14 protein-coding genes are annotated in these 12,425 nt (G+C 64.5%); 11 read left to right on the top strand and 3 right to left on the bottom strand.

The genetic code is table 11. The features are described from left to right. Positions 1-18 precede the first annotated feature (18 nt). Positions 19-564: a peptide-methionine (R)-S-oxide reductase MsrB gene (gene msrB / locus HWX08_RS29510; protein ID WP_174920740.1), complete on the bottom strand. Its 546-nt coding sequence runs from the start codon at positions 562-564 to the stop codon at positions 19-21. Positions 565-857: 293 nt separating this feature from the next. Further along, positions 858-1,349 carry a DUF3788 domain-containing protein gene (locus tag HWX08_RS29505; RefSeq protein WP_107312973.1) on the bottom strand — a complete coding sequence of 164 codons (492 nt, stop codon included), beginning with the start codon at positions 1,347-1,349 and terminating at the stop codon, positions 858-860. 288 nt (positions 1,350-1,637) lie between these two features. On the opposite strand from HWX08_RS29505, the gene HWX08_RS29500 reads away from it, so the two are divergent. From HWX08_RS29500 to HWX08_RS29450, 11 genes are all read left to right on the top strand, one after another. After that, complete coding sequence (locus tag HWX08_RS29500; RefSeq protein ID WP_174920741.1) at positions 1,638-2,348, top strand: SDR family NAD(P)-dependent oxidoreductase; 711 nt, start codon at positions 1,638-1,640, stop codon at positions 2,346-2,348. Positions 2,349-2,705: 357 nt separating this feature from the next. Continuing rightward, entirely contained in the window at positions 2,706-3,122 is a 417-nt protein-coding gene (locus tag HWX08_RS29495) for a cupin domain-containing protein (RefSeq protein ID WP_174920846.1), read from the top strand. Between the two features lie 314 nt (positions 3,123-3,436). Next, positions 3,437-4,393, top strand: coding sequence for an AraC family transcriptional regulator (locus HWX08_RS29490; protein WP_174920742.1), 957 nt, complete (start codon positions 3,437-3,439; stop codon positions 4,391-4,393). 379 nt (positions 4,394-4,772) lie between these two features. Further along, positions 4,773-5,408, top strand: a complete 636-nt coding sequence (locus HWX08_RS29485; RefSeq protein ID WP_107312970.1) for a nitroreductase family protein — start codon at positions 4,773-4,775, stop codon at positions 5,406-5,408. A 143-nt stretch (positions 5,409-5,551) separates the two neighbouring features. Further along, the gene (locus tag HWX08_RS29480; RefSeq protein ID WP_174920743.1) at positions 5,552-6,097 is read left to right on the top strand and encodes a carboxymuconolactone decarboxylase family protein; all 546 of its coding nucleotides are present in this window, start codon (positions 5,552-5,554) and stop codon (positions 6,095-6,097) included. Between the two features lie 144 nt (positions 6,098-6,241). Then, positions 6,242-6,937: a glutathione S-transferase N-terminal domain-containing protein gene (locus HWX08_RS29475; protein ID WP_174920744.1), complete on the top strand. Its 696-nt coding sequence runs from the start codon at positions 6,242-6,244 to the stop codon at positions 6,935-6,937. Between the two features lie 22 nt (positions 6,938-6,959). Next, complete coding sequence (locus HWX08_RS29470) at positions 6,960-7,586, top strand: FMN-dependent NADH-azoreductase (protein ID WP_174920745.1); 627 nt, start codon at positions 6,960-6,962, stop codon at positions 7,584-7,586. 16 nt (positions 7,587-7,602) lie between these two features. Next, positions 7,603-8,811 carry a GNAT family N-acetyltransferase gene (locus HWX08_RS29465; protein WP_174920746.1) on the top strand — a complete coding sequence of 403 codons (1,209 nt, stop codon included), beginning with the start codon at positions 7,603-7,605 and terminating at the stop codon, positions 8,809-8,811. Positions 8,812-8,894: 83 nt separating this feature from the next. Beyond that, a complete protein-coding gene (locus HWX08_RS29460) occupies positions 8,895-9,884 on the top strand; it encodes an AraC family transcriptional regulator (RefSeq protein ID WP_174920747.1) in 990 nt (329 codons plus the stop codon). A gap of 114 nt (positions 9,885-9,998) precedes the next feature. Beyond that, positions 9,999-10,181 (top strand): hypothetical protein, encoded by a 183-nt coding sequence (locus HWX08_RS29455; RefSeq protein WP_174920748.1) that lies wholly within the window; start codon positions 9,999-10,001, stop codon positions 10,179-10,181. Between the two features lie 161 nt (positions 10,182-10,342). Beyond that, positions 10,343-10,849, top strand: coding sequence for a YkgB family protein (locus HWX08_RS29450; RefSeq protein ID WP_174920847.1), 507 nt, complete (start codon positions 10,343-10,345; stop codon positions 10,847-10,849). A gap of 96 nt (positions 10,850-10,945) precedes the next feature. Here the strand turns inward: HWX08_RS29450 and pdxR are convergent, their stop codons facing one another. Next, positions 10,946-12,367: a MocR-like pyridoxine biosynthesis transcription factor PdxR gene (gene pdxR, locus HWX08_RS29445; RefSeq protein WP_174920848.1), complete on the bottom strand. Its 1,422-nt coding sequence runs from the start codon at positions 12,365-12,367 to the stop codon at positions 10,946-10,948. Positions 12,368-12,425: the final 58 nt, after the last annotated feature.

Below are 12,425 nucleotides of genomic sequence, written 5' to 3'. Positions count from 1 at the left end.
ATCAGGAGTGGGGCCGGATCAGGCGGCGGCCGGGTGGAAGGTCAGCGCGAGGCCGTTCATGCAGTAGCGCAGGCCGGTGGGCGGCGGGCCGTCGTCGAACACGTGGCCGAGATGGCCGCCGCAGCGGCGGCAGTGCACTTCGGTGCGGATCATCCCGAACGACGCGTCGGTGTCGGTGGCGACCGCGTGATCGAGCGGCTTCCAGAAGCTCGGCCAGCCCGTATGGCTGTCAAACTTGGCGGCCGACGAGAACAGCGCGAGGTTGCAGCCGGCGCACGCAAACGTGCCTTGCCGGTGCTCGTCGTTCAGCGGGCTGGTGTACGGCCGCTCGGTGCCGGCTTCGCGCAGGATCGTGTACTGGGCGGGCGTGAGCCGGCGATGCCATTCGGCGTCGCTGAGGGTGATTTCGAAGGGGGCGGCTGTGCGTGGGGCGGCCGTTTGCGGGGGGGCGGGCGGCGCGGCGAACGCGCGGCCGACCAGCCCGCGGCGGCCGACGGACGACAGGGTCGCGAGCACCGCGAGGCCGGTGGCGCCGGCGAACAGCAGATGTCTGCGGGTGGGCATGATGGGCTCCTGGCAACAGGTCCTGAAAACATGCGCCTATCGTAGTGAGCGGCCGGTGTCGAAGTCCTCACGGAAAGTTAAATGAATCGTGAAGATTGGGGGGTGTTCCGTGGAGTGCGGTGGCATTCGTCGAAGTGCTTGCTGGCAAGGGCCTTCGAATGGGGCGCCGCCGATGTTTCCCGAGTACCGGTTCGTGCCGCGATTTTTAGTGTTCGGTGAGTTGCGCGGCGAATCCGGATTGTGGCTCGCCGATCAAATCGGACTGGGCACGAACGTTGCTAGACTGCGGTCGCTTAAATTCGCCCGGCACTACCCGAGAACGCGCGTTTCGCCGATTTATCGACGGGAGGGCGCTTCATGGTTATCAGATCGGTGATCTCGTGCCAATCGTCCGCAGACGATATTTCAATCGTGACCCACTTGCCGTCCGGGTACGCTCGCGCTTCATCGTAGAGCTTGACCAACTTCGGGCTCCACGAATAACGCCGCTCCTCGAACTTTTCTCGCTCGGCTCTGCCAAGGACCACAAGAACCGAAAACTGCCTGTATGCCGGTATCAACGTGCAGAGGGCCCTCGTCTTCTTGTACCGCAGTGACCAGCCACGCTTCTTTCCCCCGTAAATCCAGTCCGGCTCGAACATGCCGGGGTAGGAGGTTTCAATCCAGCGCTGCAGGTTTCGCCAATGTTCGAAGGCATCCTGGCCGATCCAGTGTCGGATTGCACGCCCGTCGGGCGGTGCGAGCTTGTTGGTGATTCTGTCACCCATCTCGGGAACGTGTTCCATGTCTTGGCAAGGCCTCCTCGCAGGACGGCTGCGCACGCAGCCAACGTGCTTCCACTTTAGATGTCGGGGATCACGGCTTCGAGACTGAACCGGCTCAATGAAATGCTCGAAAAGATCAACGCGGCGCGGCCTTGTTCCGAGCACAACCGGGAACGCTGAAGCCCGTTCTTGGTGTACACGGAAGTGCGGAAACTTGGTTCTTCCGCTCATGCCAGCGACGATCAAGAATGAGGGAACAGCACGGCCAAGCGCAACCGTGATCCTTTGTCCCGTTCTGGTGGGTAAAGCATGAACAAATCGCAGAAGGTCGTCGTCGTCACCGGGGCGTCGCAAGGCATTGGCGCACAAATCGTCGAGGCGTTTCGGCGGCTGGATTATCTGATCGTCGCGACATCCCGTACCATCGAGCCATCGGACGACGACAACATTCTGTGCGTCGCCGGCGACATCGGCGATCGAGCGACGGCCCGACGCGTGATGGCCGAATGCATCGCGCGGTACGGGAGGATCGATACGCTGGTCAACAACGCGGGCATCTACATTGGCAGGCCGTTCACCGAACATACGACGGAAGACTATGCAGCCGTGATGAACGTGAACATGGCGGGCTTCTATCACATCACGCAGCTCGCGATCGCGGAGATGGAAAAGCACGGCAGCGGCCACGTGGTGAGTGTTACGGCAAGCATCGACCAGGTCGCGATCGGCGGTGTTTACTCGGTTCTGGCCGCGCTGACGAAAGGCGGCATCAACGCTGCGACGAAGTCGCTCGCGATCGAATACGCAAAGAAGGGGATTCGCGTGAACGCCGTTGCGCCGGGGAACATCAGGACACCGATGCACGCGCCGGAAATCCACGAAGCGTTGAGCGCGTTCAATCCTGTCGGCCGCCTCGGAGAAGCGAGCGACATTGCCGACGCAATCCTGTTTCTCGATGCGGCACCGTTCATCACCGGCGAGATCCTGCATGTGGACGGCGGGCAGAGCGCGGGCCACTGAGATGGCGATCTGCCGAACGCTCGCGAGATGACCGCACGCACCGCGCAATAAGTGGCGAGCCCCGCGGTGCCCGCGCCGATGACGGCCACGTCCGTGTGGATCGTGCTCATGGCCTGACTGCTGATCGAGCCGCCGGATGCGACGATTGCATCGCGTTTGCCGTCGCGACGCGTCGGTTACGGCCCGCACTCAGTGCAGGTAACGCGCATCGGTTCGTGAATGCATGAAAGGCGCAACATGCTGCTCGGTCGGCTTATTCGAAGCGCTTCTTGGTACACACAAAATTCCGAATTCTTGGTTCTTCAGTTCGTACCATCGATGGGTCAGAATGCGAACGCCAACACGGGGGAGCCGACGATGAATGTCCGTCCGATTCTGATTGCGGTCTTCGCGACATCTGCCATCGTCGCGAGCGCCTTCGCCGCCGCGCATGGGGCCGGTGAAATCGTGAAGCCGAATTTCGAACAAGCGATCCCGAACCTGCCGGGCAAGTCGCTCGTCGCGGTGGAGGTCGAGTATCCGCCGGGTGCCGCCTCCGCACCGCACGTGCACGCGAAGTCCGCTTTCATTTACGCATATGTGGTGTCGGGCACAGTCGAATCGAAGGTGAACGATGGCGACGTGCGTGTGTACCACGCCGGCGAGAGCTGGTCCGAACCGCCCGGTGCGACGCATTCGATCAGCCGGAACGCGAGCAAGACCGAGCCGGCCAAGCTGCTGGCCGTGTTCGTCGTCGACAGCGACGACAAGAAGCTCACCGCACCGATCAGATAACCGCGATCCGAGGGCGCACGCACGCGGGCGGCGAGCATCCGGTTGCGGGGCGAACGTCGACGCGACGTGCGTCGTCGACGAGGAATGCGCGTTGTCGTCACAGTCGGTCGTGGGTTCGAATCGGGCAGCGCCGGCATGTGCATGCACGCCACGCGTATCGCGCAGGCACGGTGCCGTGCCGGACGTGCGCGGGGCGAACCGTATGGCCGTGTCGATCAGGCCCGCGCGCAATACGCAGCAGCATGCACGGCGCCGCGACGATGATCCGCTTCGATGCCGACGCAGTGAACGGCCAATTCGAGTTCCCAAAGCCCATGTCCCAAGTCGATTCGCTGAGCCAGCTTCTGCAAATGATTACCGTCACCGGCCAGCTGGAAGTGCGCTGCGGTTACGGTTCGCCGTGGCAGTTGACCTGGGCCCGAGCCGCCGCGCACGAGATTCCGTACCACATCGTGCTCAACGGGCGCGCCGTGCTCGAGGATGCCGGCACCGGCTCGATCACGGAACTGGCAAGCGGCGACATCGTGCTGTTGCCGCACGGCGCCGCGCACGTGCTGCACGACGGCAGCCGACACGTGCGGTGCGTCACCTGCAACCGTCACGGCCCGGGCGGCCGGACCCGCAGCGGCCACGATGCTTCGGGTGAGCGTCTGGACCTGCTGTGCGGACGATTCTTCATCAGACCGCCGCACGACCGGCTGATTCGCGACTACTTGCCGACGACGCTGACGGTCCGTTACGTGAGCGGCAGCGGCGAGAACGACACCGGGTCCGCATCGAACCAGCTTGCGAGCCTCGTCGAGCTGATGCGCATGGTGTCGGTTGGCGACAAGCCCGGCGGATACGCAACCCTGAACGCACTGACTTCCGCGCTGTTCACGCTCGTGCTGCGCGCAGCGAACGAGTCCGGGCAAGCACCGGCGGGGCTCCTCGCGCTGGCCGGCCATCCGCGGCTGGCGCCGGCCATTTCGGCGATGTTCGCCGACCCCGCGCGACCGTGGAGCCTGCCCGAGCTGGCCGATCTGTGCAACATGTCGCGCGCGACCTTCATGCGGCACTTTCACGACAAGCTCGGCCGCTCCGCCACGGACCTGCTCACCGACATCCGGATGACGCTGGCTGCGAACGAGTTGAAGAAGCCCGCAATGAGCACCGAGGCGGTAGCCGAGTCGATCGGCTACCGATCGGTCGCCGCCTTCCGGCGCGTGTTCACCGACAAGATGGGGATGACGCCGGGGCAGTGGCGGCGTCGGACCGAAGAAGTCGAATGACGCGCTGCATTGTCGGTGTGCAGCGCGAACGAAACCCGTAACGTGCAGACACCGACCGGCGATCGAATGTCGCACACATATGACCTTTGCAGCGCCCGTCTACCTCCGCAGCCTTCCGCATGCCCGGTCCCGACGATGCGAAACGGCATCGGTCATGCGGCTCCGCGGCCGACGAACGGACCGCTTCCGCGTTTGATCCTTTCGAGCATTTTATTGAGCACGCGCAGTCTCGAAATCGGTATCGGCGAACTCTAAAGTGGAGACTCCTCGCTCGTTGATGAACGAGCCGCGCAATGACCGCATCGCGACCGACGCGATCGGACGGCGCGACAGCACTACTCGAATAGTCGAACCGATTTCCTCACCCCAAGGAGTGACCATGAGCAACGGAACTGCCACGACCAACGCCGTGATCGAATGCATCCTGAGCCGAAGTGCGGCGAAATACTACGACCCGGACGCGACGCTGACCGATGACCAGATCCGGGAGCTGGTGAAAATCGGCACGAGCGCGCCGACATCCTTCCACCTGCAGAACTGGCGTTTCATCGCCGTCCGTACGCGCGAAGCGAAGGCGCGCCTGAGCCCGATCGCATGGAATCAGCCGGCGGTCACCGAGGCGGCCGTGACCTTCATCGTCTGCGGGCAGCTCGTCGAAACCAGCGTAATTCCCGAGCGTCTTGCGCCGCTGGTCGAAGCGGGCGTGATGCCCGCTTCGATGGTGGCCGAGTGGGAAATCCCCGCACGCAATCTGTACATGGAGTACCCGCAACGCCGCCGCGACGAAGCCGTGCGCACCGCCACGTTCGGCGCGGCCGCGATGATCTACGCGGCGCGCTCGCTCGGACTCGGTTCGACGCCGATGATCGGCTTCGACCCCGACGGAGTGCATCGCGAGTTCGGGCTCGCCGACGACGAAGTGCCGGTGATGCTGCTGGCAATCGGCGTCGAGCGTCCGGGGAACTGGGCGCAGAAGCCGCGCCGTCCGGTGACCGAAGTGCTGGAGCTCGTCTAGACGACCGCGACCGCGGCAATCGCAACGTACTTCCCGCTTGAAAACCCATTTCGCCCCGGAGCCCCGGGGACGAAGCAACCCGACGGACGGCTCCTGCATGGGCTTTCGTCGATCAGCAAGACCAGTCATTCACGGAGATCATGATGGCAAGGACCGCAGTGCTTACGCCGGAACAGGTGCCGGCAGAATCGAAGCCGACGCTCGCAGCGTTTACCAAAAACATCGGATTCACGCCGAACATGATGGCGAGCTTCGCGCAAAGCCCGATCGCATTCAATGCATGGGCGACGTTGCTCGGTGCGTTGAGCAAGGCGCTCGACGTAAAGACGCGCGACAGCATCGGGCTCGCGGTGTCCGAAGTGAACGGCTGCAACTACTGCCTGACGGTTCACAGCATGACCGCCGAACATATGGCGAAGCTGCCGGCCGACGAAATCATTCTCGCCCGCAAGGGGCACGCGACCGATCCGAAACGCGACGCCGCCGTACAGTTCGCGCGCAAGGTGATCGAAACGCGCGGAAAAGTCGGCGACGCCGATCTGAAAGCCGTGCGCGATGCCGGCTATACGGAGGCGAACGTGATGGAGATCGTCGCGCTCGTGGCGATGTACTCGCTGACGAATTTTTTCAACAACGTGTTCGATCCCGAGCAGGACTTTCCGGCGGTTCCGCCGGCGGGCTCGATCTGACCGTCGCCATGTCGCGCGGCGCCGCGTGTGGGCGGCGCGGCGACGCGATATACGTGTAGCGCCGAGGGCCCGGATACAACCGCGAACGCATGCAGGTAAGTATCCGGGCGTCGCGTTCGCTGCGGCATTTGCAGGAACAAGAAAGTGACACTCGATCATCCCGTTTTCACGCGCTGGCCGGCGCGCCATCCCGATCGGCTCCAGCTCTTCTCGTTGCCGACGCCCAACGGCGTCAAGGTCGGCATCATGCTGGAAGAGACGGGCCTCGCGTACGACGCGCATCGCATCGACATCCTCGCGAACGCGCATCGCGATCCGGCCTTCGTCGCGCTCAATCCCAACGGCAAGATCCCGGCGATCTACGATCCGGACGGACCGGGCGGCCGGCCGCTCGCGCTGTTCGAATCCGGCGCGATCCTGATCTATCTCGCCGACAAGACCGGACGATTCCTGTCGACCGATCCGCACACGCGATACGAAACGCTGCAGTGGCTGATGTGGCAGATGGGCGGCGTCGGTCCGATGTTCGGTCAGGTCGGTTTCTTCAACAAGTTCGCGGGCAGCACGTATGAAGACAAGCGCCCGTTGAACCGCTACGTAGCGGAGTCGGCGCGGCTGCTCGGCGTGCTCGACGAACGCCTTGCGGGCCGCGACTGGGTGATGGGCGCCGATTACAGCATCGCCGATATGTCGTTGCTCGGCTGGGTGCGCAATTTGATCGGCTTTTACGAAGCGCGCGAGCTGGTCGGCTTCGACCGCTTCGTTCACGTGAGCGCGTGGCTCGAGCGCGGTATCGCGCGGCCGGCGGTGCAGCGCGGGCTTCAGGTGGCCGCGGCGTGACGGAACGACGGGAATCGATCGCATGAACATCCTCCATATTGATTTCAGCCCGCGAGCGGAATCGTACAGTCGGCAACTGTCGGCCGCGATCGTCGCGAAGCTGTTCGAGATTTCGCCCGGCGCGAGCATCAGCCGGCGGGACTTCGGTGCCGTTCCGTTGCCGCACGCGACGTCCGCTTACGCGAGCGCACTGTCGACGCCCGCGACGTTGGCCAACCCGCCGAAGGCCGCTCTGGAACTGTCGGAAATGCTGATTCGCGACGTCGAGGCGGCCGACGTAATCGTGATCGGCACGCCGATGAACAACTTCGCGATTCCGTCCGTCTTCAAGGCGTGGATAGACCACGTGCTGCGCGTCGGCCGGACGATGAAGTCGACGCCGACCGGGAAGGCCGGCTTGCTCCGCGATCGTCCGGTGTTCGTCGGCATCGCCGCCGGCGGAATCTTTAGCGGCGAGCGCGAGAATCAGCCGGATTTTCTGACGCCGTACCTGTTGGCGGCGTTCGGCTGCATCGGGCTGACCACGCTGCAGTTTCTCCCGGTGCAGGGCACCGCGTTTCTGTCGCCGGACCAGGCCGCATCTGCAATCGAGCAGGCGCTAGCGGCAATCGACGTCGCGGCGATCCGGGCGGCCGTGTCCGGCCGCTGACCATGGAGCGAAAATCATGAAGATAGTCGTGATCGGCGCGACCGGCCTGACCGGTGCGAAGACGGTTGCCGTTCTGCATGCAGGCGGACACGAGGTGGTCGCAGTGTCGCGCAAACTGGGTGTCGACGTGTTCACGGGCGCCGGGCTCGACGCAGCCGTCGCCGGTGCGCACGCGGTGATCGATCTGTCCGATGCACGCTCGTCCGACGCGACGGCGGCGCTGACGTTCTTCGAGACCGCCGGCCGCAATCTGCTTGCGGCGGAAGCGGCGGCGGGTGTGCGGCACCATGTCGTGCTGTCGATCGTCGGCGCCGACCGCGTACCGGATCAGCGCTATTACCGCGCGAAGGTCGTGCAGGAGAAGCGGGTCGAGGAATCGGGCATCCCGTATACGATCGTCCGATCGACGCAGTTCCTCGAGTTCCTGCGCGGCATTGCCGACGCGCATATGGACGGCGACGTCGTCAGGCTGCCACCGGCGCTGCTTCAACCGATCGCGGCCGACGACGTTGCGGCCATCGTCGCGGAAGTGGCGCTCGCGACGCCGCGCAACGGGATCGTCGAGATCGCGGGCCCCGAGCGTGCGCCGTTCGATGCCATCGTCGCGCGCTATCTGAAGTCGGTCGGCGACCGGCGAAGCGTCATGAAGGACGCGGACGCGCGATATTTCGGCGGGCAGCTCCAGCAGGATTCGCTGGTACCGTCACGCGAAGCGCGCGTCGGTCGTATCGGTCTCGATGCGTGGTTGCGCGGCGCGCACGCTCACGCGCATTCGCCGCAACGCGTCGAAATCAGGCCGGTCGATCGCGGCGATTTCGACGTCTGGTATCCGTTGTGGAAAGGTTATCAACGCTTTTACGACATCGACATTCCGGACGCCGTGACGCGCGCGACGTGGGCGCGCTTCATGGATCCGTCGGAGCCGATGCATGCCGCGCTTGCGGTCGCAGGCGAACAGGTGCTCGGGCTCGTGCACTGGCTGTATCACCGGTCGACGTGGACGACCGACGACTACTGTTATCTTCAGGACCTGTTCGTTGCGGACGACGCGCGCGGCTGCGGCGCCGGCCGCGCACTGATCGAGCACGTCTACGCCGACGCGACACGTCGCAGCGTACCGCGCGTGTACTGGCTGACGCACAAGACGAACCGTCAGGCGATGCAGCTTTACGATCGAGTCGCCGAGCGGTCGGATTTCGTCCAGTACCGAAAACGATTTGTCTGACACAATCGCGCGCCGTCGAACGCGCGTACGGCCGCGCGAAACCGCCATAAAATGCCCGAACGCTTCCGGTGTTTCGAAACCCCATGTCCGACATCGACTGGCTGAGCCATCTTCTGCAAATGATCACCGTCACCGGCCGGGTGGAGGTCCGCTGCGTGTACGGTGCGCCGTGGCACGTCGCGTGGGATCGATCGGCCGCACACGAGATTCCGTACCATGTCGTGCTCGAAGGGCGCGCCGTGCTCGAGGATACCGGCACGGGTACGGTCAGGGAGCTAGCGAGCGGCGACATCGTGCTGTTGCCGCACGGCGCCGCGCACGTGCTGCACGACGGCAGCGGACATACGCCGGGACGCACGCACAATCGCCAGGGCTTCGCCGGAGGGATACTCAGCGAGAACGACGGTCGCGGCGAACGCCTGGACATGCTGTGCGGACGGTTCTTCATCAGACCGCCGCACGACCGGCTGATTCGCGACTACCTGCCGACGACGTTGACGGTACGGTCCGTCGACGGTGGTGGTGACGACGGCAACGGCTCTGTGTCGAACCAGCTCGCCGGTCTCGTCGCGTTGATGCGGATGGAGGCGGCCGGCGAGAAGCCCGGTGGATACGCGATCCTCAACGCACTGACTTCCGCACTGTTCACGCTCGTGCTGCGCGCGGCGAGCGAATCCGGGCAAGCGCCGACGGGGCTGCTCGCGCTGGCCGGCCATCCGCGGCTGGCGCCGGCCATGTCGGCGATGTTCGCCGACCCCGCCCGACCGTGGAGCCTGCCCGAGCTGGCCGATCTGTGCAACATGTCGCGCGCGACCTTCATGCGGCACTTCCAGGACAAGCTGGGGCGTTCAGCCACGGACCTGCTCACCGACATCCGGATGACGCTGGCCGCGAACGAGCTGAAGAAGCCGGCGATGAGCACCGAGGCCGTGGCCGAGGCGATCGGCTACCGATCCGTCGCCGCATTCCGGCGCGTGTTCACCGACAAGATGGGGATGACGCCCGGACAATGGCGGCGTCTCGCGAACGAAACCGAATCGCACGCTTTCCGCTCGGCACGCGACGCCGAATGAACCGCGCCGGCGTTTGATCCTTTCAGGCATTTTGTTGAGCCAACGTAGTCTCGAAATCGGTACGCGCCGCCTCTAAAGTGGAGACTCCTGGTCCACTGACGAACGAGGCACACCATGAACCGCATCGCCAGTCCCGCCCGCGGGACGCTCGCCGCAGCGAACCGGATCGAAGTGGTCGACGTTGCCGGTACGGCGGTGCCGGCGAGCGTCGCCGACATCTCGCCCGCACTCGTGATTGCCGGCGTCGCCAATGTCTTCAAACGCGTCAACGGTACGTCGCCGGCCTTCTCTCCATAGCGCCGTTCCGCACCGACGGTGAACGAAACGGCGCAACACAGCTGGTTCCCGTTCGTGCCGTAACGCCACAACGCAACCCCGCAGACGTTCGATCGCTCGAGCGGCAGCGCGTGAGTTTCGTCGTCAACGAAGTCAGTTCTTACTTGAATCGGATATCCATTATGAGCACGCGTGCAAATCAGTTCCGTCTGCAGATCGCTGAAAAGGGTGTTGGGTCGCTGTCGCTTCTTGCGCTGCTCCGATGGGCGCTGGTCGTCATCTTTCTGTGGTTCGGCGGCATGAAGTTCACAGGGTATGAAGCCAATGGCATCGCACCGTTCGTCGTCAACAGTCCGATCATGAGCTGGCTGAACGCGTCGTTCGGCGTTCAGGGCGCAAGCAATGTGATCGGCGTGCTCGAACTGTCGACGACCACCGCGCTGATCGCCGGTGCGTTCCAGCCCGCGCTGTCCGCGCTGGGTGCGGCGATGTCGACCGCGACCTATCTGATCACGCTGACGTTCTTCTTGAGCACACCGGGCGTCGCGGAAGCGACATCGGGCGGGTTCCCGGCCATCTCGGCATTGCCCGGCCAGTTCCTGCTCAAGGATCTGGTGCTCCTCGCCGCGTCGCTTTGCCTGCTCGTCGCGTCCGTCCGGAGCGCGGGGCCCGGCGTCGACGGGCAGTGACGGGGCCGGCCAGCGACGCATCGGGTGCGGGAACGGCTGGATCGAGGGGTGCGGACGGCCCAAGCAGCCTGCATCGATCGCACGTGCGACATGTCGCTACTGCGCTTTCCCGCAATGTCGTTCGATGATGTCGAACAGTCGTCGGCACGACGTCGCGACATGCTGTTCGGGCGCGGTCGCGACACTGAGCAGCAGGCCGGGCATGGTCCAGGAGGGCGTCGCGAACCACGCGGACAACGGAGACGGCGCAATGCCGACGCTCATCGCTTCCCGGACGATCGCCGTGTCGGGTGCGCCGTCCGGAAGCCTGAGCAGGACGGACAGACCGGCCGTGATCCACTCGGCGTTACGCATTCTCAGCTGCTCGCACAGTGCGTCACGCTGTGCGGAATAGAGGCGCTTGAGCCGACGCACGCGCCGAATGTAGTGGCCGCGCCGCATGAATTCCGCCGTTGCGAGCTGGATCACCGGCGACGGCGCGGGGGCGAGCGTGGCGGTGACTTCGGAGAACGCATTGACGAGTTCGACAGGCGCGACGACGAAGCCGAGCCGCAGCGCAGGGCTGATGGTCTTGCTGAACGAGCCGACATGAATCACGCGTTTGCCTTCGTCGAGGGATGCCATTGCCGGTGCCGGCCGGCCTTCCAGCTGCAACTCGCCGAGGTAGTCGTCCTCGATGATCCATGCGTGGTTCGAGTGCGCCCATTCGAGCATCTGGAGACGCCGCCGCAACGAAAGGGTCGATCCGAGCGGCGCCTGCTGTCCAGGCGTCACGACCGCGAGCGCGGCATCAGGCGCTTTCGCGAGTGCGTAGTCGACGTTGACGCCGTCTGCATCGACCGGCACCGGCACGATCTTCAGGCCGGCCAGCTCGAGACCCTTGCGCGTGACCATGAAGCCCGGCTCCTCCATCCAGACTTTCCTGCCGTCGAGGCCGAGCACGCTCAATGCGAGTCCCAGGCCGGCCACGTAGCCGGACGTGACGAACACCTGCTCCGGATGGCAGTGAAAGTTTCGCGTGATCGCCAGATTGGCGGCGATCTCGGTGCGCAGTTCGAGTTCGCCGCGCGGATCGGGATAGAGAAGCGACGACAAGGACCCGGCCTTCAGCAGGTTCGACGAGCGCGAACGCGAGAACAGCTTCTCCGGCAGCCCTTCGAATGCCGGAATGCCGAGCTGAAAGATCGCAGGCCCTGCATTCATCTCGTCGTAAGCCTTCATGAATGCGCCGACCTGCGGCACCTGCGGTCGCGTCAGCACGACGCGCGATCGTGGCGCAACGCGCGTCCCTCTGGCGCCGAAGGTTTCGATCATTTGCGCATCGGACAAGCGCTCGTACGCGGATTGAACGGTGCCGCGCGCGACGCCGAGCTGCGCCGCGAGGTCCTGCCACGAAGGAAGGCGCGTGCCGGGCGCGAGCAGCCCCGACTCTATCGCTCTGCTGATGCTGATGCGGATTTGTTCGGCCAGGGACAGCTTCGCTGTCCGGTCGAGCTGAATTTGAAAATCGCGATTCATGCGCGTGATACACCCAAAAATGGGAAATCGTGGTTCTACTATTCGTCTCATCGATCGC

It is taken from the genome of Burkholderia metallica (genome assembly GCF_902832845.1).
Taxonomy (GTDB): domain Bacteria; phylum Pseudomonadota; class Gammaproteobacteria; order Burkholderiales; family Burkholderiaceae; genus Burkholderia; species Burkholderia metallica.
This window is presented reverse-complemented; position numbering and strand designations above follow the sequence as displayed.